This is a genomic window from Oceanobacillus sp. FSL K6-0251 (assembly GCF_038004725.1).
Lineage (GTDB): Bacteria > Bacillota > Bacilli > Bacillales > Amphibacillaceae > Oceanobacillus > Oceanobacillus oncorhynchi.
Genome location: NZ_JBBORS010000001.1, coordinates 3034834 through 3059062, shown reverse-complemented (window position 1 = coordinate 3059062; position 24229 = coordinate 3034834). Strand labels below are relative to the sequence as shown.

General features: G+C 40.8%; 24 protein-coding genes. 23 read left to right on the top strand and 1 reads right to left on the bottom strand.

Annotated elements, in window-relative coordinates; translation table 11 throughout:
* Window positions 1–318 precede the first annotated feature (318 nt).
* The 7 genes from recG (at window position 319) to rnc (ending at window position 7212) form a co-directional block, all read left to right on the top strand.
* Window positions 319–2346 (top strand): ATP-dependent DNA helicase RecG, encoded by a 2028-nt coding sequence (gene recG / locus MKY45_RS15335; protein WP_139089152.1) that lies wholly within the window; start codon window positions 319–321, stop codon window positions 2344–2346.
* A gap of 237 nt (window positions 2347–2583) precedes the next feature.
* Window positions 2584–3156, top strand: coding sequence for a transcription factor FapR (gene fapR, locus MKY45_RS15330; RefSeq protein WP_193063358.1), 573 nt, complete (start codon window positions 2584–2586; stop codon window positions 3154–3156).
* A 4-nt stretch (window positions 3157–3160) separates the two neighbouring features.
* Window positions 3161–4162: a phosphate acyltransferase PlsX gene (plsX, locus tag MKY45_RS15325; RefSeq protein WP_193063360.1), complete on the top strand. Its 1002-nt coding sequence runs from the start codon at window positions 3161–3163 to the stop codon at window positions 4160–4162.
* Window positions 4163–5101, top strand: a complete 939-nt coding sequence (gene fabD / locus MKY45_RS15320; protein ID WP_341173080.1) for an ACP S-malonyltransferase — start codon at window positions 4163–4165, stop codon at window positions 5099–5101.
* The gene (gene fabG / locus MKY45_RS15315; protein ID WP_341173079.1) at window positions 5101–5841 is read left to right on the top strand and encodes a 3-oxoacyl-[acyl-carrier-protein] reductase; all 741 of its coding nucleotides are present in this window, start codon (window positions 5101–5103) and stop codon (window positions 5839–5841) included. Before fabD ends, fabG begins: the two co-directional genes overlap by 1 nt.
* A 195-nt stretch (window positions 5842–6036) precedes the next feature.
* Window positions 6037–6270, top strand: a complete 234-nt coding sequence (gene acpP, locus MKY45_RS15310) for an acyl carrier protein (protein ID WP_042535086.1) — start codon at window positions 6037–6039, stop codon at window positions 6268–6270.
* Window positions 6271–6504: 234 nt separating this feature from the next.
* Window positions 6505–7212, top strand: a complete 708-nt coding sequence (gene rnc / locus MKY45_RS15305; protein ID WP_374705731.1) for a ribonuclease III — start codon at window positions 6505–6507, stop codon at window positions 7210–7212.
* A gap of 150 nt (window positions 7213–7362) precedes the next feature.
* Here rnc and MKY45_RS15300 read toward each other — a convergent pair whose 3' ends face one another.
* The gene (locus MKY45_RS15300) at window positions 7363–7584 is read right to left on the bottom strand and encodes a DUF1128 domain-containing protein (protein ID WP_042535084.1); all 222 of its coding nucleotides are present in this window, start codon (window positions 7582–7584) and stop codon (window positions 7363–7365) included.
* 988 nt (window positions 7585–8572) lie between these two features.
* Here MKY45_RS15300 and smc point away from each other — a divergent pair.
* The 16 genes from smc to sucC all read left to right on the top strand — a co-directional run bounded on the left by smc (window position 8573) and on the right by sucC (window position 24211).
* Entirely contained in the window at window positions 8573–12142 is a 3570-nt protein-coding gene (smc, locus tag MKY45_RS15295) for a chromosome segregation protein SMC (protein ID WP_042535082.1), read from the top strand.
* Window positions 12143–12154: 12 nt separating this feature from the next.
* Entirely contained in the window at window positions 12155–13165 is a 1011-nt protein-coding gene (gene ftsY / locus MKY45_RS15290; RefSeq protein ID WP_042535080.1) for a signal recognition particle-docking protein FtsY, read from the top strand.
* Between the two features lie 87 nt (window positions 13166–13252).
* Window positions 13253–13570 carry a putative DNA-binding protein gene (locus MKY45_RS15285; protein ID WP_042535078.1) on the top strand — a complete coding sequence of 106 codons (318 nt, stop codon included), beginning with the start codon at window positions 13253–13255 and terminating at the stop codon, window positions 13568–13570.
* Between the two features lie 13 nt (window positions 13571–13583).
* Entirely contained in the window at window positions 13584–14933 is a 1350-nt protein-coding gene (ffh, locus tag MKY45_RS15280) for a signal recognition particle protein (RefSeq protein ID WP_341173078.1), read from the top strand.
* 119 nt (window positions 14934–15052) lie between these two features.
* On the top strand, window positions 15053–15325 hold the full coding sequence (rpsP, locus tag MKY45_RS15275; RefSeq protein WP_042535073.1) for a 30S ribosomal protein S16: 273 nt from the start codon (window positions 15053–15055) through the stop codon (window positions 15323–15325).
* Between the two features lie 13 nt (window positions 15326–15338).
* On the top strand, window positions 15339–15566 hold the full coding sequence (locus MKY45_RS15270; protein WP_042535071.1) for a KH domain-containing protein: 228 nt from the start codon (window positions 15339–15341) through the stop codon (window positions 15564–15566).
* 130 nt (window positions 15567–15696) lie between these two features.
* Window positions 15697–16086 (top strand): YlqD family protein, encoded by a 390-nt coding sequence (locus MKY45_RS15265; RefSeq protein ID WP_042535069.1) that lies wholly within the window; start codon window positions 15697–15699, stop codon window positions 16084–16086.
* A gap of 15 nt (window positions 16087–16101) precedes the next feature.
* Window positions 16102–16614: a ribosome maturation factor RimM gene (gene rimM / locus MKY45_RS15260; RefSeq protein WP_042535068.1), complete on the top strand. Its 513-nt coding sequence runs from the start codon at window positions 16102–16104 to the stop codon at window positions 16612–16614.
* The gene (gene trmD / locus MKY45_RS15255) at window positions 16615–17352 is read left to right on the top strand and encodes a tRNA (guanosine(37)-N1)-methyltransferase TrmD (protein ID WP_341173077.1); all 738 of its coding nucleotides are present in this window, start codon (window positions 16615–16617) and stop codon (window positions 17350–17352) included.
* Window positions 17353–17474: 122 nt separating this feature from the next.
* Window positions 17475–17819 (top strand): 50S ribosomal protein L19, encoded by a 345-nt coding sequence (gene rplS / locus MKY45_RS15250; RefSeq protein ID WP_042535064.1) that lies wholly within the window; start codon window positions 17475–17477, stop codon window positions 17817–17819.
* 298 nt (window positions 17820–18117) lie between these two features.
* Window positions 18118–18666 (top strand): signal peptidase I, encoded by a 549-nt coding sequence (gene lepB / locus MKY45_RS15245; protein WP_042535062.1) that lies wholly within the window; start codon window positions 18118–18120, stop codon window positions 18664–18666.
* 15 nt (window positions 18667–18681) lie between these two features.
* Window positions 18682–19521: a ribosome biogenesis GTPase YlqF gene (gene ylqF / locus MKY45_RS15240; RefSeq protein WP_341173076.1), complete on the top strand. Its 840-nt coding sequence runs from the start codon at window positions 18682–18684 to the stop codon at window positions 19519–19521.
* A 123-nt stretch (window positions 19522–19644) separates the two neighbouring features.
* Window positions 19645–20415, top strand: a complete 771-nt coding sequence (locus MKY45_RS15235) for a ribonuclease HII (protein ID WP_042535059.1) — start codon at window positions 19645–19647, stop codon at window positions 20413–20415.
* A 21-nt stretch (window positions 20416–20436) separates the two neighbouring features.
* Entirely contained in the window at window positions 20437–22614 is a 2178-nt protein-coding gene (locus MKY45_RS15230) for a hypothetical protein (protein WP_341173075.1), read from the top strand.
* A complete protein-coding gene (locus MKY45_RS15225) occupies window positions 22611–22889 on the top strand; it encodes an EscU/YscU/HrcU family type III secretion system export apparatus switch protein (protein ID WP_042535056.1) in 279 nt (92 codons plus the stop codon). Before MKY45_RS15230 ends, MKY45_RS15225 begins: the two co-directional genes overlap by 4 nt.
* Window positions 22890–23050: 161 nt before the next feature.
* The gene (gene sucC, locus MKY45_RS15220; RefSeq protein WP_042535054.1) at window positions 23051–24211 is read left to right on the top strand and encodes an ADP-forming succinate--CoA ligase subunit beta; all 1161 of its coding nucleotides are present in this window, start codon (window positions 23051–23053) and stop codon (window positions 24209–24211) included.
* Window positions 24212–24229 lie beyond the last annotated feature (18 nt).

Genomic DNA, 24229 nt, shown 5'->3' with positions numbered 1-24229 from the left:
AAAAACTAGGAGATTTCACGTCACGCCCTACGATAAAGAAGACATAGCGACTGGCAAGCCGTCAGGCGCAGACAGAGCCATAGTCGAACTTATGCCCTGCGGGTGAAAGTCAACATCGGTTCGTTACCTCACTGTGTTTCCTTTATCTCTTTAAATAAAGGAAGTTCGACCAAGGTCGAACCACCCCCAAAGACCGGGGGCGCAATCTCTACGTTTTTCGACGCACACGACGTGCTAGTGCAGGCGTTGCGACATGGACGTCGCGTTCTTAGCCTGCAAGGGCGCTCTGCGCTTTTGGTTTAGAAAAGGATGTTGGAAATGAATGAATCAATCTTAGAAGTGAAAGGTATTGGCGAAAAAGTAGCAGAACAGCTTGCCTTCATGCATATTTACGAGACGAATGATATATTACAATATTTCCCGTATCGATATGATATCTATGAAGAAAAACCTCTGCAAGAACTGGTTCATGATGAGAAGGTTACGATTAAAGGGAAGGTCCTTTACAATCCTTCTCTTACTTTTTTTGGAAAGAAAAAGTCACGGTTAAGCTTCACTGTAGAAGTGGAAGGGATTGCTGTAAAAGCGATTATGTTTAACCGGGCATTCGCAAAGAAACAGATTCAGCAGGGACAAGATATTACCTTAACAGGAAAATGGGACGCGCACCGCCTGCAAATTACAGTCAGTAAATATAAAACAGGAAAAATGGAAGAAAATGATTCCATTACCCCTGTATATTCATTGAAAGGCGATTTAACTTCTTATAAATTCCAAAAGCTTATCAAGCAGGTGCTTGACTCACATGTGGACGATATCACAGAGATTCTTCCTGCTTCTTATTTGGAAAATTATAAGCTTCCGGAAAGGAAAGCTGCAGTAAGGACGATGCATTTTCCGGAGAGCAGGGTTGCTTTAAAGCATGCACGGAGGCGGTTTATCTATGAAGAATTTCTGCTGTTTCAGCTGAAGATGCAATTGATTCGAAAAATAAATCGTGAATCCACCAAGGGGAATGAACAGGATTATCAGGTGAATAAAGTTGAAAGTTTTATTACATCATTGCCGTTTACATTAACCGATGCGCAGCAAAAAGCATTAACTGAAATTTTAAAGGATATGAAAAGTGCTTATCGAATGAACCGGCTGCTTCAAGGCGACGTTGGCTCCGGGAAAACCGCTGTTGCGGCAATTTGTCTATACGCTGCTGTTACAGCTGGTAAGCAGGGAGCTTTAATGGTTCCTACTGAAATTTTAGCGGAACAGCATTTCCAATCCTTTCAAACGATGCTGGAAGGCAGAGCGGACGTTGCTTTGTTAACAGGATCTGTGAAGGGGAAAAAACGAAAAGAGCTGACCCGGCAAATTGAAAATCAAGAAATTGATATTGTGATTGGAACGCATGCACTTATTCAGGAGGATGTCTTATTTAAGGCTTTAGGCTTAGCAATTGTGGATGAGCAGCATCGCTTCGGAGTTGCGCAGCGCAGGACATTGCGAGATAAAGGACTGGATCCGGATGTTTTATTTATGACAGCAACCCCGATTCCCAGAACGCTTGCGATTACAACATTTGGCGATATGGATGTATCCATTATCAATCAGCTTCCTTCCGGGAGAAAAGAGATTGAAACATTATGGGTGAAGGAAAATATGTTTGAACGGATTCTTGATTTTATTCAAGAGCGGGTTAAGCAGGGCGAGCAGGCATATATTATCAGTCCGCTTATTGAGGAATCGGATAAATTAGATATTCAAAACGCTGTTGACCTGTACCATCAGCTGACAGCTTACTACGATAATGAAATGGAAATTGGCTTAATGCATGGCCGCCTATCTTCCGCGGAGAAGGATGAAGTAATGCGCGATTTTGCAGATAACAGGGTAAAGGTGTTAGTTTCAACAACCGTTGTCGAAGTCGGAGTGAACGTTCCGAATGCTACCGTAATGGTAATTTACGATGCAGAACGTTTTGGCTTGTCGCAGCTGCATCAGCTCCGGGGGCGAGTCGGCAGAGGAAGTAAGCAGAGTTACTGTATTCTGATTGCAGAACCCAAAGGGGAAGTAGGCAAAGAGCGGATGCGCATCATGTCAGAAACAAGTGATGGATTTGAACTGTCCGAACAGGACTTGCAATTGCGCGGACCGGGCGATTTTTTTGGCAGAAAACAAAGCGGTATGCCCGAATTTAAAGTAGCTGACATGGTACACGATTACCGCGCGCTGGAAACCGCGCGCCAGGATGCCCAGCATATTGTTGAAAATAATTTATTACAATCCGAAGACTACAAGTATTTAAAGGAAATATTATCAGAAGAAGAGGGGCTGCTTGAAAAATTGGATTAGCAGAGACAGCAGTTAAATCAATAGATTACTTGCATAAAAAAGCATGCTATTATATATTACTATTAGTACCAAGTCTTAAAACGAAACTTCACCATCGGCAGTATTCAATAAGCGCTCTTTTTCCCGGATCGGGACAAGAGCCGGGACGGCGATTACATGCCCTTCCGAAGCTATTGTAATATGGCATAAAAAGAATCGGCACCTCTGAAAATATTAGATGAAAGTTTGATGATAGAAATGAGACGATCAAAAGCAGAACGGCAATCGTTATTAAGAGAAAAAATCGAAGGCTCTCCATTTGTAACGGATGAACAGCTTGCGAAGGATTTTCAAGTGAGTATTCAAACGATTCGGCTGGACCGTATGGAGCTGTCTATTCCTGAACTTCGTGAACGGATAAAACATGTTGCTACAAAGCAATGGAATGAAACGGTCAAAGCTTTGCCAGTGGAAGAAGTAATCGGGGATATTATTGATTTGGAGTTGGATGAGCGTGCTATCTCTATGCTCGATATTACATCAGAGTTTGTTTTTTCCAGAAATAAAATTGCCAGAGGGCATCATCTGTTTGCCCAGGCAAATTCATTAGCTGTGGCCGTCATTAATGATGAACTTGCATTAACTGCAAAGTCCACTCTGCGTTTTAAAAGACAGGTTAAGGAAGGCGAAAGAGTGATTGCCAAAGCAGCTGTTAAAGGAAGGGACAAGCGGGGGTATACCATCGTGGAAGTAAACAGCTTTGTTAATAATGAGCCTGTGCTTACAGGTGAATTTTTCATGTTTCATTCCAGTGAAAGCAAAGGAGAATAAATCAATGCGATTAGCGATAGATGCAATGGGAGGCGACCATGCACCAAAGGAAATTGTGTTAGGTGCGATGGAAGCTGTAAAAGAAAATAAAGATTTACAAATTACCCTTTATGGGGATGAAAATCAAATTAAACCAATTTTAACGGACAGCAAGCAAATTAATATCATACATACAGATGAAAAAATAACATCAGAGGATGAACCTGTAAAAGCGGTACGGCGCAAAAAGAATGCTTCGCTTGTTTTAATGGCTAAAGCTGTCAAAGACGGAGAGGCAGATGCCTGTATTTCTGCAGGGAATACGGGTGCATTAATGAGTGCCGGCTTGTTTGTCGTTGGACGTATTCCAGGAATCGACCGTCCTGCATTAAGTCCTACTTTTCCGACAGTGGACGGGCAAGGATTCTTAATGCTGGATGTCGGGGCAAATGTAGATGCAAAACCAGAGCATTTGCTTCAATACGCTATTATGGGTTCTATTTATGTGGAGAGAGTAAGAAATATCAAAAAACCTCGTGTCGGCTTATTAAATGTAGGCACAGAAGATGGTAAAGGGAATGACTTGACGAAAAAAGCTTTTCAGCTTTTAGAAAATGCTCCTATCCACTTTGTGGGAAATGTAGAAGCAAGAGATATATTAAATGGTGTGGCAGATGTTGTAGTGACAGATGGCTTTAGCGGGAATGTAGCACTGAAAACCATGGAAGGTGTTGCAGAAACAATCTTTTCTCTTTTAAAAGGTGCTTTTATGTCTTCCACAAAAACCAAAATTGCTGCGGCGCTTGTTAAAAATGACTTGAAAGGTATAAAAGACCGGTTAGATTACTCAGAGTATGGCGGTGCGGGGTTATTTGGACTTTCTGCACCAGTAATTAAAGCGCACGGATCTTCCAAAAGCCGGGCAATCACCAATGCTGTGAAGCAGGCAGTTTATATGGTTGAGAACAATGTGACCGCAACGATTCAGAATACCATTGAAACGATCAATGAAGAGGAGGAGAAATAAATGAAACGTATTGCATTTATGTTCCCGGGACAAGGGTCGCAGGCTGTTGGCATGGGGAAAGATTTATATGACTCTTATCCGCAGGTGCAGGCTCTGTATCAAGAAGCAAACGAAGTGCTGGATATGGATATCCAGACACTTATGTTTGAAGGACCGAAAGAAACTTTGACGGAAACAGAGAATACACAGCCGGCACTATTATTATCCAGTGTTGCCGTATCCAAGCTCTTAGAAGAAAACGGCATTCAGCCTTCGATGGTTGTTGGACATAGCTTGGGGGAGTACAGTGCATTAGTTGCTGCTGGTGCAATCAAATGGCAGGACGCAATTCAGCTTGTTAAAGTAAGAGGACGTTTAATGGAACAGGCATTTCCAAAAGGGCAGGGAACCATGGCTGCTGTGTTAGGTCTTGGTCAGGACAAGGTTCAGGAAGCACTTGAGCAAGTGAAAGACGAAATTGTAGATATTGCCAATTTAAATTGTCCGGGGCAGATTGTTATTTCCGGTTCTGTTGCAGGCGTGGAACAAGCAGCTGCATTATTAAAAGAAGCAGGAGCAAAACGGGTATTGCCGCTAAATGTAAGCGGACCGTTCCATTCCGGGTTGATGAAGCAGGCTAACGAGGATTTTGCAGCACATTTAAATGAAACAGCTCTAGGAGATGCAAAAACACCTGTTTATGCAAATGTTTCAGCTGATGCAGTAACGGAAAAAGAAACCATGAAAGAATTATTAGTACAGCAGCTCTACTCGCCGGTACGTTTTGAAGAATCGATTCAAAAGATGCTGGAAGAAGATGTGGATGCATTTGTTGAAGTAGGTACAGGTAAAGTACTTTGTGGATTATTGAAAAAAATCGATCGGAAAACAAAAACATTTGCTGTACATGATCAGGAATCACTCGACGCGTTTATTCGCTGGTACAAGGAGGAAGAATAATGTTACAAGGTCAAACAGCAGTAGTAACGGGAGCTTCCAGAGGGATTGGCAGAGCAATTGCTTTGGAACTGTCAAAAAATGGAGCAAATGTCATTGTAAACTATTCAGGTAGTGAAGCAAAAGCAGAAGAGGTTGTTGGAGAAATTCAGGAGCTCGGAGTAAAAGCAGTTAAAGTACAGGCAAATATTTCTGAGGAAGAATCTGTTAAACAACTCATGAAGCAGGCTGTGGAAGAATTTGGATCGATCGATATATTGGTGAACAATGCCGGTATTACGAAGGATAATTTATTGATGCGAATGAAAGAAGATGAATTCGATCAGGTGATTCAAACCAACCTGAAAGGCACGTTCTTATGTACGAAAGCAGTCACCCGTCAAATGATGAAGCAAAAATCAGGACGTATTATTAATGTAGCTTCCATCGTCGGAGTAAGCGGAAATCCCGGACAGGCTAATTATGTTGCAGCCAAAGCGGGAGTAATTGGTTTAACCAAAACAACCGCAAAAGAGCTTGCTTCACGAAATATCTTAGTGAATGCTGTTGCACCAGGGTTTATTTCTACAGATATGACGGATTTATTAAGTGAAGAACAACAGGAATCTTTATTGCAATTAGTGCCGTTAGCGCGCTTAGGCAAACCGGAAGACGTCGCACGGGTTGTCCGCTTTTTAGCAAGTGAAGATGCAAATTATATTACAGGGCAGACCATTCATATTGACGGTGGAATGGTGATGTAATACAATTGCAGAACAATAAAGAAAAATTGGTATTTACGAAGCCTTTAGGCAAACACCTCAGTTACACTTTCATTGACTAAAAATGGCCGCATCATGTGACCAGCGTCAATAATAGGACATCATGTCCGTTCTGCTTTTTAATTTTTAAAGTGAAACAAAAAATAATGATATATTTTGAAAGGAGGTGAACGGGTAATGGCAGATGTGTTTGAACAAGTAAAGTCTATTATTTCTGATCGTCTGGATGTAGACGAAGAAAAAGTAGTTTTAGAAGCTTCATTTAAAGATGACCTTGAAGCAGATTCACTAGATGTTGTTGAGCTTGTTATGGAATTAGAAGACGAGTTTGATATTGAAATTGCTGATGAAGATGCTGAAAAGATTAATACAGTAGGTGATGCTGTAGATTACATAAACAGCAAAGCTTAATGAATAAAAACAACCTATGGGAAAGCTTCTTTTTAGAGGCTTTCCCATAGCTATTTAACGTAGTGGTTACCTGTCTTATTGAAAGATGGTGCTGGTGGCCGTGCTTAATCATGAAATAAATAATTTATTAAAGTATGTGGTAAAATAAAGGTTATATAAGTCAGTATCTGTATGTATTAAAGAATTCCGGCAACGTTTATTTGTTTCTTTAGAAAGTGTGAAATCATTTATTTTATGGGGGTGAAGGAGATTAATTTGGAATTAAGCCAGCTGGAGAATGAATTAGGAATAACTTTTCAACAAAAAGATTTATTAAAGGAAGCATTTACACATTCTTCTTATGTCAATGAATATAAAAAAAGCAAGCTGAATGATAACGAGCGGCTGGAATTTTTAGGAGATGCCGTACTGGAATTAGCTGTTTCACAATATTTATATAGGAATAATCAGGAAATGCCTGAGGGAGAGATGACCAAATTACGTGCAGCTATTGTCTGTGAGGCGTCTTTAACGGTATTTGCAAAACAATTTGACTTTGGGAAATACATCCTTTTAGGTAAAGGAGAAGATAAGACTGGCGGACGTCAAAGACCTGCCATTCTAGCGGATGCATTTGAGGCCTTTTTAGGAGCACTTTATTTAGATCAAGGCTTTGATGCGGTGCTTCGTTTTCTAAATATGCATATTTTCCCTGCATTAACAGTAGATACGTCAACAAGTGTGATGGATTATAAAAGTCATCTTCAGGAAATCGTTCAGCAGCAAAAAGATAGAAAAATTGAGTATGAGATTATTGAAGAGCGCGGACCTTCTCATTATAAAGAGTTTATCGCTCAGGTTGTAATTCAGGGAGAACCCGCTGGAAAAGGAAACGGAAGAACAAAAAAAGAAGCTGAGCAAAAGGCAGCCAGAGCAGCGCTTGAGAAAAAACTTCCAGAATAAAAAAACGTTACGCAAGGATAATTTAGCTGCTTGTTCTTGCGTAACGTTTTTCTTATATTGCATGGCTGAAAAGGTACTGTGGCAACTTTTTCACTGGGATGAGTAATCGAAGCCCTAGTTCCTAAGCGTTGCAGCCTTAGGCTTTCTGTGTCATTTGCGAATGGCTGCTAATTCATTTATAAAGGCCTGTGTTTCTGACGCGCTTAAACGGCCTTTACTGATAACCATATCATACATCCATTTTAAGTCCTCATATTTTTCAAGGTTATAATCCTCTGCGTCCATAATTGAACGATTTACTACCTGTAGCTTTTCAGCTAACTCTTGAAGCATATACTCCATATTTTCCTTGCTTGGCTGCTCTAACTGCATCGTATCCTCCTCTTATTTATCCTCTTCAGGAATTTTATCCGTACATAGAAAAAGTACAAAATAGGAATGAATGGTATTTCAAATGGGCTATGTACGAATAAATAAAATTAATCTTATAACAAGTGTTAATTATAGCATAATTTTTATCCTTCGTTAAAGCATTCCTTTCTGAATTAATAGCATGTCGCGCATAGGCTAAAGTGTCATAATGTGATAAAATATATTAGCTAAACAATTCAAGCAGCGGAAGAAAGAAATAAGTTTCATTTTATTGAAATGTTCACTTTGCCACAGCTTTGGAAATCATAAAGCTGCGTATGAAATGATGAGAGAGGCTGCTGTCAGCCACTTTTTAAAGAATAAGAAAGTATAAAAAAATGCTGAATATAGCCGCTCCAACGGGTTTCATGGGGTGAGTAATCTTAGGCCCAGAAATACACTCCGCTTTCCGTGGACCCCAGGCTCATCTCCTTTAAAGAAGACTTAGCGATTGGCAAGCCGACAGGCGCAGACAGAGCTAAAGTCGCACTTATGCCCCGAGGGTGAAAAGAAGACTTAGCGATTGGCAAGCCGACAGGCGCAGACAGAGCTAAAGTCGCACTTATGCCCTGTGGGTAGAAAAAAAGAAGGTCACTTTTTTTCTGCGGGGTCTTCACACTGGGACTGGGACTGCGATTACTCGTCCCATCAAAAAGCGTCGCTAGAATTAGCTTCATTTCTTTGTAAGAAAGCAAATAAAACATATTTCTTCAAAGATGGGAGCGGATGTTGTCTACTCCTGCGGGAAAAGCAACAGATAGACCTGAGCAGGAAGCGGTTTTCTTACCGTGTGGCTGAACGTTGCCCGCGGAAAGCGACTTCCCGGAGCGGACATCTCTTTGGCAAGAACATCGATATTTTAAAGACCAAGTGGTATTCTTGGTTTTTCTTACGATAACGATAAATAGATACGATAAAATAGAAAGATTAGATTTTTAGGAGAATGATTATGCATTTAAAGCGATTAGAAAGTGTTGGATTTAAATCCTTTGCAGAGCGAATTAACGTAGATTTTGTACCTGGAGTAACAGCGGTGGTAGGTCCGAATGGAAGCGGGAAAAGTAATATTACTGACGCAATCCGCTGGGTGCTGGGTGAACAATCTATGAAATCACTGCGCGGATCCAAAATGGAAGATATTATATTCCAGGGGAGTGACTCGAGATCTCCTTTAAATATCGCTGAAGTTACCCTTGTATTAGACAATAAAGATCAGCGCGTACCGCTGGATTACGAAGAAGTCAGTGTGACAAGAAGGGTTTATCGATCTGGGGAAAGCGAATTTTATATCAATAAACAGGTTTGCCGACTGAAGGATATTGTTGATCTGTTTATTGATTCCGGTCTGGGCAGAGAAGCTTTTTCTATTATCAGTCAGGGAAGAGTGGAGGAGATTCTCAGCTCGAAAGCAGAGGAACGCCGTGTGATTTTTGAGGAAGCGGCAGGCGTTTTAAAATATAAGCAGCGTAAGAAAAAAGCGGAATATAAGCTTGCTGAAACGCAGGAGAACCTGAATCGTGTCGAGGATATTGTTTATGAAATTGAACAGCAGCTGGATCCGTTAGAGGAGCAATCAAAAAAAGCAAAAGAATATCAGACCTTGCAGGCTGAACTTCAAGAAACAGAGATTTCTGTGCTGATTACGGAAATGGAACAAATTCATCAGGAATGGCAGCAGGTATTAGAAAACTTAGCTGTAAACGAAAAAAAACAGAAAGAACAATCCGAAGCCATTCGTCTGATCGAAACGGACGTAGCAAAAGAAAAAAAACATATACAGCAATATGAAACAGAAATAGAGCAGCTGCAGACGGATTTATTAGATATAACAGAACGACTGGAGAAATTTGAAGGAAAGAAGCAACTGTTTGATGAACGCTCCAAGCACGCAGATGAGAATAAAGAAAAGCTTGTACAGCAGTTAGATCGGGTTACTTCAAATGTTCGTGTGCTGGAAAAACAAAAAATAAATGAACAGGAGAAGCTGGCGCAGTTAGAGGCTGAGAAGACTGATACTTTGGCCAGGAAAAAAGAATTAGAAAAGAAATTAGCAATGCGGCCGGAAGATGTAGCTAACCGAATTGAGGATTTAAAAGCGGAGTATATCGAGTTGTTGAACCAGCAGGCTGCTTATCGAAATGAAAAACAATCTGTTGATCGGCAGCAAGAGCAAATTGAAGCAAAAAATAATTCTCAATCCATGAAATTTAAAGATATGCTCACGGAGAGAAATGAGCTGCAAGATAAACAGACAGCTGCGGAAGAGGTCTTGCAGACTTACCAGAACCAGCTGGAAAAGAAGGCGCAGCAATTAAAAACGTTAAAGGCTGAATTGCAATCAGAACGCACACAATATGAGGAAGCGCAATCCAAGCTTTATCAAGGCTATCAATACATTGAAAAAGTAAAGTCAAAAAAAGAAATGCTCGAAGAAATGAAGGAAGACTTTCAGGGCTTCTTTCAGGGCGTCCGTCAGGTGTTACGGGCAAGAGAAGAAGGCAAGCTGAAGGATATAGAAGGGGCGGTTATCGAGTTAATGGATGTCCCTAAAGACTATATTACGGCAGTGGAGACCGTATTAGGCGGACAAGCACAGAATATTGTTGTGGAAACAGACCAGGCGGCAAGAGAAGCGATTAATTGGTTGAAAAAGACCAATAGCGGGCGGGCAACTTTTCTCCCGCTTAAATCGATTCAGCCCCGTTTTTTATCCAGTGAAGGAAAACAGGAAGTAAGGGAGCACCCGGGATTTGTAGGTGTTGCTTCTGATTTAGTGCAGCCGAAAGCTAAAAAATATGAGAAAGCAGTGCAGCATTTAATGGGTAATGTGGTTATTGCTAAAACCTTGCGGGATGCAAATGACATTGCAATAAAACTGCATCGCAGATACCGGATTGTCACGCTGGACGGAGACATGGTCCACCCTGGAGGCTCTATGTCAGGAGGAGCGCAGAAAAAACAAAATCAATCGCTGTTTACCCGCGAAAAAGATCTGCAGGAGCTGCATGCGCGCTTGGCAGAATACAAACAGAAAACAGAGCAATTTGAGCAAGGTGTACAGAAGAAAAAAGATTATTTGCGAGAGCTGGATGAAAAAATCAGCGATACCGAGCAAGAAGTGCAGAAAATGCAAAAAGAGGTGCAGGAAAGTCAAGCTGATTTTCAAACCTTTCAGGCGAAGCTGACATCCATCAATGACAATTTGTCCATCTATGATATGGATAAAAAACAGAATGAACAGAGCCGCACAGAATTAGCGGATCGAAATAAAGTCCTGACAAAAGAATTAGAAGAAATCAATATTAAGCTTCAAACAGTGCAAAAAGAAGTGGATGATTTAACAGAGGAAGAAGCGAAATTAAAAGAGACGCAAGGAAAATTACAGGATGCGTTTTACGAGATCAAAGTAACACTGGCTGAGCAGGAAGAACGCTTTAAAAATCAAAAAGCGAATACAAAAGCTTTGGAGACGCAGCTTGAACGGGCAATTGAGGAAAAAAAACAGGTGGACGAAGAGCTGGAGACAATAACGGCAATAAAAAATCAGGAAGAAACAGAAGAAGAAATGGAAGAGAAAATTGTCAATGCCAGAACTTCCAAACAGAGATTAACGGAAAGCATAGAGAAGCTGCGCACTAAAAGAAAAGAAAGCTTAGACAAACAGCAGTCCCTGGAAGCGAAATTGAAAGAAGCGCAGGAACAATACAGCGTGACGAATGAGCACTATCAAAAACAGGAGGTCAAATCAAACCGCCTGGATGTGGAGCTTGATAACCACCTGCAGCAGCTTGAAAAAGAATACTTGATGACATATGAATTGGCAAAACGTGATTATGCAAAGGTTGAAAATATGGATGAGGCAAAAGCAGTCGTCAGCCGTTTAAAGGATAAAATCAACCAGCTGGGTACGATTAATTTAGGTGCTATTGATGAATATGAGCGTATTTCTGAAAGGTACCAGTTCTTAAAAGAACAAAGAGATGACCTTGTGGAAGGAAAGCGAACGCTATATACTGTTATTGAAGAGATGGACACAGAAATGAAGGAGCGGTTTTCAGCCACTTTTTCAAAAATAAAAGAAGAATTCTCTCAGGTGTTTATGCACTTGTTTGGCGGCGGACATGCTGAATTAAAATTAACAAACCCGGATAATTTATTAGAAACAGGCGTAGATATTATTGCGCAGCCGCCGGGGAAAAAATTGCAGCATTTAAGCCTTTTATCAGGAGGAGAACGAGCATTAACAGCAATCGCCCTTCTCTTTTCCATTTTGCGTGTCCGTCCAGTTCCGTTTTGTATACTGGATGAGGTCGAAGCGGCTTTAGATGAAGCGAATGTAGTCCGCTTTGCCAGGTATGTGAAGCAATTCAGCAAGGATACACAGTTTATCGTCATTACACATCGAAAAGGAACCATGGAGGAAGCAGATGTTCTTTATGGTGTGACGATGCAGGAATCAGGGGTGTCGAGACTGGTTTCTGTCCGATTAGAGGATACAAAAGAATTGATTCAATCGTAGGGGGATATCAATATGGGATTTATGGATAAATTGAAAGCGCGTTTTAAGCAAAACGAGGAAACCAAGGAGGTTTCCGAAAAATATCAGGAAGGTATGAAAAAGACAAGAGATACCTTTTCAGGGAAATTAAATGATTTGATTGCACGTTATCGTAAAGTAGATGAGGATTTCTTTGAAGAATTAGAAGAGGTATTAATTACAGCAGATGTCGGTGTTTCCACTGTGATGGATCTTGTCGAAGAACTTAAAATGGAAGTAAAGCGTCAAAAAATCAAGGATTCCTCTGAAATAAAGGATGTTATTTCAGAAAAGCTTGTAGATATTTATTATGGCGATGAAGATTCGTCCATCCAGCATTTGCAGCTGGATGAAGACGGATTACAGGTTATTCTTGTTGTTGGTGTAAATGGCGTGGGGAAAACAACAAGTATTGGCAAGCTTGCACATCAATTAAAAGCAGATGGAAAAAATGTCATCTTAGCAGCAGGGGATACTTTCCGTGCTGGAGCAATCGACCAACTAGAAATCTGGGGAGAGCGTGCCGACGTTCCTGTAATAAAGCACAGCGAAGGCAGTGACCCTGCTGCGGTTATTTATGATGGAATCAGAGCTGCAAAGTCTCGTGAAGCAGATGTTCTCATTTGTGATACTGCAGGAAGACTTCAGAATAAGGTGAATCTGATGAACGAGCTTGCTAAAGTGAAACGCGTCATTGAACGTGAAATTCCAGGTGCTCCCCATGAAGTTTTGCTGGTTTTGGACGCTACTACCGGTCAAAATGCATTGACACAGGCACGTACCTTTTCAGAGGCAACAGATGTGTCTGGAATTGTCTTGACTAAACTGGATGGTACAGCAAAAGGCGGGATTGTGCTGGCTATTCGTAACGAATTGCAAATTCCGGTGAAGTATGTCGGATTAGGTGAAGGGATCAATGACCTGCAGCAATTTGACGCAGATGCCTTTGTATTTGGATTATTTTCTGATTTAGGAATGAGTGAGGAGAGCGAGAAAACGGAATAGGCGAAACCCGCTTGACTACTTGACAATTTCCGATTGAGTTGGATATGATAAATGTAAAGGAAAATCACTTAACAAGAGGTGTGCCCGTTGCTGGAAAAGACAAATCGGATAAATTATTTATATGATTTTTATCAAGCACTGCTGACTCCAAAACAGCGCAGTTATATGGAAATGTATTATCTGGAAGACTACTCATTAGGTGAGATATCGGAGCTCTTTGAAGTTTCCAGACAAGCTGTATATGATAATATAAAAAGAACAGAAAAAATGTTAGAGTCTTATGAGGATAAGCTTCATCTTTTTTCTAGATTTGAAAAACGTAAGCAAATCATTGTGAAGCTTTCGGAAACGGTAAAAGATCCGGAGGCAAAAAAGTATGTTCAACAATTACTAGATTTAGATTAGGGGGATACCTTCTATGGCATTTGAAGGATTAGCGGACCGTCTCCAAGGTACGATAAAGAAAATTACCGGTAAGGGTAAGGTCTCTGAGCAAGATGTAAAAGAGATGACAAGAGAAGTTCGCCTGGCGCTTTTAGAAGCCGATGTAAACTTCAAAGTTGTAAAACAATTAATTGCCCGGATAAAAGAAAGAGCGGTCGGGCAGGAAGTAATGGAAAGCTTAACACCAGGGCAACAGGTTATTAAAGTTGTAAAAGATGAATTAACGAATTTAATGGGTGGAGAGCAAAGTAAAATTGCTGTCGCCGACCGTTCGCCGACCGTTATTATGATGGTTGGTTTACAAGGTGCAGGTAAAACGACCACCACGGGAAAGCTTGCGAACCATTTACGTAAAAAGCATAACCGTAATCCGTTATTAGTTGCATGTGACGTCTATCGTCCGGCAGCCATTCAACAATTGGAAACGCTCGGTACACAGCTGGATATGCCTGTTTTTTCATTAGGAACAGAAGCAAATCCGGTTGATATTGCCAATCAGGCGATTGCTCAGGCAAAAGAGAATCACAATGATTATGTCATTATTGATACGGCCGGCCGTTTGCATGTAGATGAAAACCTGATGAAAGAATTACAGAAAATCAAAACAGATGTAAAACCAGATGAAATCTTTTTAGTGGTTGATTCCATGACTGGGCAGGATGCTGTTAATGTAGCAGAAAGCTTTAATGAACAGCTTGATATTACAGGAGTTGTTCTGACAAAGTTAGACGGGGATACCCGCGGCGGTGCGGCGCTTTCTATCAAAGCGGTAACGGACAAGCCGATTAAATTTGCCGGGATGGGAGAAAAACTGGATCAGCTGGAAGCCTTCCACCCAGAACGTATGGCATCCAGGATTCTCGGTATGGGGGATGTGCTTTCTTTAATTGAAAAAGCTCAGACCAACGTGGATGAAAAACAGGCAAAAGAATTAGAAGAAAAAATGCGTACGATGTCCTTTACATTTGACGATTTCCTGGAACAAATGGGTCAGGTCCGTGAAATGGGGCCGTTAGATGACTTAATGGCTATGATTCCAGGCTCAAACAAGATGAAAGGCTTGAAGAATGCCCAATTAGATGAAAGCCAATTGACCGAAGTTGAGGCAATTATCCAATCCATGACGAAAAAAGAGCGTCAGGAGCCGAGTATTATCAATGGAAGCAGGAGAAAACGGATTGCAAAAGGTTCGGGAACTTCTGTTGCAGCGGTCAACCGCTTAATAAAGCAATTTTCGGAAATGAAAAAAATGATGAAGCAAATGACCAATATGCAAAAAGGGAAAAAAGGAAAAGGCGGCGGATTTAAATTTCCTTTCATGTAGAGTTGATTTTCATGCTTTTTTGTAATAAAATAAGCTTGTAATGGAAAAATACTTTACAGACTAAAAACTATCTGTTAAAATCAATTCTTGTGATAAGATAATTATTGGAGGTGCAAAGCATGGCAGTAAAAATTCGTTTAAAACGTATGGGTTCTAAAAGAAATCCATTCTATCGTATTGTTGTAGCAGACTCTCGTTCTCCACGTGATGGTCGCTTTATCGAACAAATTGGTACGTACAATCCTGTAGTAAATCCAGTTGAGGTTAAAATAGATGAAGAAAAAGCACTTGATTGGATGACAAAAGGTGCAAAACCAAGCGATACAGTACGTAATCTATTCTCTAACGAAGGCATCATGAAGAATTTTCACGAACAAAAAAATTCTAAATAAGTAGTGTGATATCATGAAAGCCCTGATTAAATCGATTGTTACCTCATTAGTAGATTATCCGGATGATATTGTGATAAAAGAAACGGAAGAAGATTCTAAAGTTACGTATCATTTAACTGTTCATCCGGACGATGTCGGAAAAGTCATTGGCAAAAACGGCCGGATTGCAAAAGCAATACGAACTGTTGTATACGCAGCAAACACTGGTGGTAATAAACGTATTTTTTTGGATATTATGTAAGGTTCGTATTCAGAAAGAATACATTCTTTCTGAATAACTTGGTAAAGGGAAAGCTGACCCTGCTTTTAGGGCTCAACTTTCCCTTTTTACACATTTAAACCCGAATCTATCAGGCAGGAGCTGAATTGAAATGAAATTAATTAAAAAAGTTCCCATTAAGGTAGTCGTGACAGAGGACAGCAAAGAAAAAATCCGCCAAAATTTCACAAATCATAAATTACGTCTTGAACAAGAGTGTCAACAACTCCAATTTGAAATGAGAAAATTAAAGAACAAAAATGCAAATGTTCGTTCAGATATGGAAACTCGGTTTAACCAGGAAATTAAAAATCGCCAGGAAAAAATGAAGCTGTTAGATTTTAAGATAGAACAGTTAGATGAATTAAAAATGGGTAGCGAAATCGTTGAAAAAGAGGTTGAAGCTCTTGTTGAGGTCGAAGTAGGCTCCGATTGGCACCATCTTATGAAGGAGCAGGCTATCGTAATTAAAGATGATAAGGTTATCCGAATCGACGAATGAAATAGGTGAAAAAAGATGCATACAGAGAAATTAAAAATTGGTAAAATCGTGAATACACATGGAATTAAAGGCGAGGTAAAGGTTTTGCGCATTACCGATTTCGAAGAACGTTTTACGCCTGGAAATGAAGTGATTATTTCATCAGACCAGCGTGATATCACATTGGAAATTGGATCACATCGCATTCATAAAGGGTTTGATTTGATTACATTTAAAGGATATGCCAATCTGAATGATGTAGAACAATGGAAAGGCATGAATTTGTATATCGATAAAAATCAAACAGCAGAATTGGAAGAGAACGCGTTTTACTATCATGAAATTATCGGCTGTCAAGTTCAGACAGCGGAGGGAGATACATTAGGGAAAGTGAAAGAAATCCTCTCTCCCGGCGCTAATGATGTCTGGGTAGTACAAAGGCCTGGCAAGAAGGATTTGTTAATACCCTATATTGAAGATGTAGTCAAAAAGGTAGACATTCAGACTGGAGTTATTTCAGTGGAGTTAATGGAAGGGATGTTAGATTAGATGCATATTGATATTCTGACACTTTTCCCGGAAATGTTTTATGGTGTGATGGAAAGTTCTATCCTGAAAAAAGCGGCTGATAAAGATCAGTTTTCTTATCAGCTTGTTGATTTTCGTCATTATTCCACGCAAAAACATAAAAAAGTAGATGATTATCCTTATGGGGGCGGAGCAGGTATGGTACTGACGCCACAGCCTGTATTTGATGCTGTTGAAGCGGTGAAAAAAGAGAGAACTTCCCGTCCGCGTGTTGTTTTGATGTGCCCTCAGGGAGAGCCTTACACACAGAAAAAAGCAGAGGAGCTGGCTCAGGAGGAGCATCTGATTTTTATTTGCGGTCATTACGAAGGATATGATGAGCGAATTCGTGAGCATCTTGTAACGGATGAAATTTCTATAGGAGACTATGTCTTAACTGGTGGAGAATTAGGGGCAATGGTTGTTGTTGACAGTGTTGTTCGTTTATTGCCAGAGGCTCTTGGAAACGAAGCCTCCGCAAAGCAGGATTCTTTTTCGATTGGATTATTGGAACACCCCCATTACACTCGCCCTGCGGATTTTCGCGGGATGAAGGCTCCAGAAGTCCTTTTATCCGGAAACCATGCGAATATTGAAGCCTGGAGAAGGAAAGAATCCTTGAGGCGAACTGCTGAAAGACGCCCTGATTTATTAGAAAATCAACCGTTAGATACAACAGATAAAGAAATACTTCAAGAATTAAAAAATGACGAAAAATAGTTGTGCTTTACGCCATAATATGCTATATTATTAATTGTGCTTATGTGCGTGTAAGCATGTAAAACGATGTTCCGCTGTTCAGATAAAAGGGCATGAGCATTAGTTTGGAAGGAGTGAAAATCATGCAACAAATTATTGCAGACGTAACCAAAGATCAATTACGTACAGACCATCCTGATTTTCGACCTGGTGACACTTTAAAGGTGCACGTGAAGGTTGTAGAGGGAAGTCGTGAGCGTATTCAGGTATTTGAAGGTGTTGTAATTAAACGTCAAAACGGCGGAATCAGCGAAACATTCACAGTAAGAAAAATTTCTTACGGTGTTGGTGTGGAGCGTACTTTCCCATTACATTCACCAAGAGTTGATAAAATTGAAGTTTCTCGTCGCGGTATTGTACGTCGTGCGAAGCTTTACTACCTGCGTAACCTGCGCGGAAAAGCTGCTCGTATTAAAGAACGTCGCTAATCAGCCGGCAGAGGATATGAAACGAATACAAAAGGGCTACGTCAATCATGGCAGTAGCTCTTTTTCATTCTTAAAGAGAACGTTCAAAAAGTCCAATAAAAAGGAATAAAAATAACACGGTGATTAGACGAACTTTTACTAAAATCGCAGTCTCAGGACGTCGCGTTCTTAGCTGACTGGTCCTATTTAACGAACTTTTGAACAGGCACTTTAATAAAAATAATACTACTTAGAATTTGTTTATCTAACACTTACTAGCTACAATATAAGGTAGACTGAAGTTATCGGAGGAAATCAGATGACAGAGAAAGAGCAAAAAAAGAAAAAGAATGAGTGGTTGGAGTGGATAAAAGCTATCCTTCTTGCTGTAGGTTTTGTGTTCTTAGTGCGGATGTTCTTATTTGCGCCTATCGTTGTAGAAGGACCATCGATGCTGCCAACCTTGCATGACCGTGATCAAATGATTGTTAATAAAATTAATTATACGCTTGGAGAACCAGATCGTTTTGACATTGTTGTGTTCCATGCTCCTGAGCAAAATGATTTTATTAAGCGTGTTATTGGACTGCCTGGAGAGCATGTAGCAGTGAGAGATAATGTACTGTATATCGATGGGGAACCGGTAGATGAACCGTTCTTAAATGATCAGGTCTTTACAAATGATTTCGAACTGGAAGAATTGGAAGAAGGCTATGAAGTGGTTCCTGAGGATTCCGTATTCGTACTAGGCGATAATCGGAGCAACTCAACAGACAGCCGAATTATCGGAGTAGTACCGATGGATGAGGTAGTCGGAGAGGCAAGTCTGGTCTACTGGCCATTGAATCGTATACACTTTAGTGAATAAGGAGGGTGAAAAAATATGCCTATACAGTGGTTTCCCGGTCATATGGCGAAGGCGCGCAGAGAAGTACAGGAGCAATTAAAGCTTGTTGACTTTGTCATTGAACTGGTTGATGCAAGAGCACCGTACTCCTCGCAAAACCCGATGCTGCAAGAGGTTTTAGGGCAAAAACCTAAGCTTGTCTTACTGATGAAAAAAGATTTAGCTGACCCTGCGAAAACAGCTGAATGGATAGCAGGTTATCAGGAGCAGGGGATACAGGCTGCAGCGGTCGATGTGAATCAAAAAGGAGATATACAGCAGGTTGTTCAGCTGGCCAAAGCAATGGGACAAGAAAAGATGGACAAGCTGAAGGCGAAAGGAATTAAGCCGAGACCAGCCAGAGCAATGATCGTTGGTATCCCGAATGTGGGGAAATCTACTTTGATTAACCGGCTTGCCAATAAAAAAATTGCGAAGACGGGAGATCGTCCCGGAATTACTAAACAGCAATTATGGATTAAAATAAAGAAAGACTTCGAATTACTGGATACACCAGGTATTTTATGGCCGAAATTTGAAGAAGAGGCTGTAGGATACCGGCTGGCGGCAATCGGAACAATAAAAGACCAGCTGCTTCCTCTTCAGGATATTACAGCCTTTGTTATTCGCTTCTTATTTGAAGAATATCCGAATTACCTGAAGGAACGCTATGCTGTAGAAGATAGTACGGACATGGTAGAACTATTTGAGGATATCGGCAGAAAAAGAGGCGCATTAGAAAGCGGCGGTCATGTGAATTTTGATAAAGTATCCGATATCGTTCTTCAAGATTTAAGAACAGGAAAATTAGGCAAGTTCACTTTGGAACAGCCATAAAATATATTTAACAGCCTGCAAGGGATTTTCTTTGTAGGCTATTTTCATATTTATAGAAGATGTTTAAAAAGATAGCTTAACAAGTTTGATAAAATGACGATAATAAAAGAAAGCAGGATAGGTATGAAAAAGCAATCAATCGCAGAAATTAAAGGGTTACTTAAAGAAGGTACCCTGACAGCAGAAGAATGGGAAGTAATTCTTCAAGACGAAAGGAAAGGCGTTCAGACACTGGTACAATCCTATCAGCGTAAACAAGAGCGTGAAAAACGTTTAATTAAACAGTTTGCTGATATGCAGCGCTATGAGAACAATGCATATATGAATGGAATAGAAAATATAGCAGGTGTGGATGAAGTCGGCAGAGGTCCGCTTGCAGGTCCTGTTGTAGCAGCTGCTGTGATTCTTCCAAAAGATTTTCAATTAATCGGGTTAAATGACTCCAAGAAACTAAAAGAAAACGTAAGGGAAGAATACAGCACCTATATCAAAGAGCATGCTGTCAGCTATCATATTTCATTTATAGATAATCAGACTATAGATACGATTAATATTTATGAAGCAACCAAAAAAGCAATGTATGATGCGTTATCAGGGCTGACTCCATCTCCTGAGCATGTACTGGTTGATGCAGTTCATTTGCCCGGCTTAACCTGTTCTCAGGAAGCGATTATCAAGGGAGATGCGTCAAGCGTCAGTATTGCGGCTGCCAGTGTTTTGGCAAAGGTAGCCCGTGATCAGTATATGAAGGAATTACATAAGAAATATCCCGGCTATGATTTTGATAAAAATATGGGATACGGGACCAAAGCACATTTAGAAGGGCTGAATCAATTTGGGGTGACGCCTTACCATAGAACATCATTTGCACCAATAAAAACAATGGGAAAATGATAAAGAAAAAGAGGAGAGCCTATGCGGATTCAAGACAATGTAAAGGCGGCTAAATTACTGCATCCTTCCAAGGCGAATCTGCTTCATAATCTGAAGACAGGGGATATTTTACAAGGAACAGTAAAGCAGCTTTTTCCAAATCAACGAGCAGCCATTCAAATTCAGGGCAGCCAGCTAATTGCCCAGCTGGAGGCTTCTCTTTCTGTGGGCGGAAAATATTTTTTTCAAGTAACATCCCATGAAGGGAAGATGCCTGAATTAAAAGTAATGACTGGTGAGCAGCATAATGGGCAGCAGATGACTCGTCATCTTCTCCAGCAGCTTGGCATCAAAGAAAATAAATTATCGTTCCAGCTGGCCAGTGCGCTTGTCGGAGAACAAGTGCCCATGCAGAGAAGTGATTTGATGCAGGCAATACAGTATATTCAGGATAACAAAATCTCACAGAAGCAAGCACAGCCTATTCTTATGGAGTTAATGAAAATGCGTATCCCGGTAACGCCAGCTTCATTCCAAGCAGTGCAGGCGTTTCAAAACGGCAATTTTAGTGAGAGCTTAGCGTCGCTGGAACGTTCCCTTCTTCCCGGCCAGCAGCCGATGTTGCGGGCTAGCCTGGAACACATACTTAAAGGTTTTCCTTCTGAACAAAGCGCTGTGCGTGCCATTTTGAGTGCCGATGCTCAAGCTGCAAAGCCTGTTTTATTTCCGCTGCTTCAAAGCCTCGGCTTCGTTTCTAAAGGACTGGACAGACAGGCATGGACAAATATTTTGCAGCAATGGAATTCACCTGTTACACAAACGCCGCCCAATCAAGCGGCGGCTTCAGCTCCATTTACAGCTGGTTTGGAAGAAATAAAGGGGAAGATTCAATCTATTTTAGCTACTCAGCAGCAGCTGACAGCAGAAGCGAAGCCTGTACTACAACAAGGCAATAACACGGCAGCACTGATGAAGCAGAGTATAGAAGCGCAGTTTCCGCAATCTTTTTCAGATAAAGGATTAGGAAATGAAGGAAATGTCCGTCAAATTATCGAGGCTTTATCTGATTCTAAAAATTTTCCAATGTTAGAACGGTTCTCGAATATTTTGGGAACTTCGAATGAAAGAGCGATGAGAATTGTACTGACAGCCGATGCACAAGCTGAGAAACCAGTACTGTTTCCTCTTTTGCAAAACTTAGGAATGGTTTCCAAAGCCCTGGATAAACAAAGCTGGATAAATGCATTAAAGCAATGGAACCCGCCTGTATCACAAAATCAAGGGCCAGTAACCGCGCCATTTACAAGCAGTTTCGAAGGAGTAAAGGAGCAGATTCAGTCTATTTTAGGCAATCAAAAGCAATTAATGACTGAAGCTAAAGCGTTACAAGGAGCACTGATGCAAGGAAACAATGCTGCAGTACAGCCCAAGTCAACTCTGGCTGCTGAGTTTCCGCAGTATTTCGCCAATCAATCACCGGTTACCCAGGAGAGCGGCACCGTGCGTTCATTACTGGAAGCTTTGGCCGAACCGAAAACCTATCAGGCACTGCAGCGGTTCATAAATATATGGATAGCTTCAAATGAAAATACCATCCATGATCCTAAAGAACAGTTCCTGCAGCAAATGCAGTGGGTTCTCCGCGATGCCGGACTGAATGCTGAAAATTCGTTGAAAACAGATGATGCAAACACGATGCAGTTCAAACACTTATTACTAGAAATGCTTCAGAGCAGCAGTGGTGGAATCAGCAGGGATAACGCACAGCAGGTGGTTCATTTTTTAAATGGCATACAATTAAATAACATGAATGACAGCAGTTATTTTATTCAGGCTAATATACAGATACCTGGACAAAAATTGGGGGTATCCAAGGATATCGATTTGCATTTTGAGGGCAAGAAGACTGCTGACGGGAGGATTGATCCGGAGCATTGCCGTATTATTTTTGACCTGAATCTGCACGGAATGAAAGAAACCATTGTTGATCTGCATGTTCAAAAAAAATCACTGTCTATCACCATCTATAACGATCAGGCTACAACCCCGGTGCTGGTGGAAAAGCTTCGTCCTAATCTGCAGGAAGCATTAGAAAGCATGGATTATCACGTGGCATCAGTTACCTGCAAGCCCTATACGGAAGCAGAAAAACAACAGCGTCAGGCAATAAAAACTGCTGAGGAAAGGCCTGGTTCTGGAAAGGTGGATTTTCGAGTATGAATGAAAAACGAAAAAAAGCAGTTGCCTTAAGCTATGAGCAGAGTATGGACGATGCACCAAGAGTAATGGCTTCAGGAAAAGGCTTTGTTGCAGAAGAAATTATTGAGCGGGCAGAGGCGCATGATATACCAATTTTAGAAGACCCTTCCTTAGTCGAGGTACTGGCTGAATTAAATATCAATGAACAGATTCCAGAGGAGTTATTTCAGGTAGTGTCAGAAGTGTTTGCTTTTATCTATCGGGCAGATAAACAAACTGGAATAGAGAATAGGTGAACAAGAGTTTAGTCAGGAACCATTCATTTTCTATTTTACAACGGTGTCCATACTTTTGGCGGGTTAAGAAATAATATTGATTTTTATGTTCCCTATTTCTTGTTTATTTCCTATATTTTTAATACAATAGTAGTGCATTGATTTTGATAGGAGGATGGAAGATGAACATTCATGAGTACCAAGGTAAACAAGTTTTACGAGAATTTGGTGTAAACGTTCCGAACGGTCATGTTGCTTATTCTGTAGACGAAGCTGTAGAAGCTGCGGAAAAGCTTGGCTCGTCTGTAACCGTTGTCAAGGCGCAAATCCATGCAGGTGGACGCGGTAAAGCCGGCGGGGTAAAGGTAGCAAAGAGTCTGGAGGAAGTTCGTACATATGCGGATGAAATTTTAGGGAAAACGCTTGTAACACATCAGAACGGACCTGACGGCACAGAAGTAAAACGTTTACTTATTGAAGAAGGCTGTGATATTCAGAAAGAATATTACGTAGGGGTAGTTCTTGACCGTGCCACATCAAGAGTTGTTATGATGGCGTCTGAAGAAGGCGGTACAGAAATTGAAGAGGTGGCAGAAGCAACACCTGAAAAAATCTTTAAAGAAGTGATTGACCCTGTTGTTGGTTTATCACCTTATCAAGCTAGAAGACTAGCATTCAATATTAATATTCCGGATGAATTACTGGGTAAAGCAGTTAAATTTATGACTGCACTATATGATGCTTTTGTTGCAAAAGATTGCTCTATCGCAGAAATTAACCCGCTTGTAACTACAGGTGATAACGAAGTTCTTGCGTTGGATGCAAAATTAAACTTTGATGATAACGCACTCTATCGTCAACCAGAAATTGCAGAACTGCGTGACTTAGGCGAGGAAGACGAGAAAGAAATCCAAGCTTCTAAATATGACTTAAGCTATGTTTCATTAGACGGAAACATCGGGTGTATGGTAAACGGCGCCGGCTTAGCAATGTCTACAATGGATATTATTAAGCATTATGGCGGCGATCCGGCTAACTTCCTTGATGTAGGGGGCGGTGCTACAGCCGAAAAAGTAACCGAAGCATTTAAAATCATTCTTTCAGATAAAAATGTAAAAGGAATTTTTGTAAACATTTTTGGCGGAATTATGAAATGTGATGTTATTGCTGAAGGTGTTGTAGAAGCAACGAAGCAAATTGGCTTGACTATACCATTAGTTGTCCGCTTAGAAGGTACAAACGTAGAGCGGGGCAAAGAAATTTTAGATGAATCAGGTCTAAATATTACTTCTGCAACCTCTATGGCAGACGGCGCAGAGAAAATTGTTGCTGCAGTGAAGTAAAGCAGTTACCGTGTATTG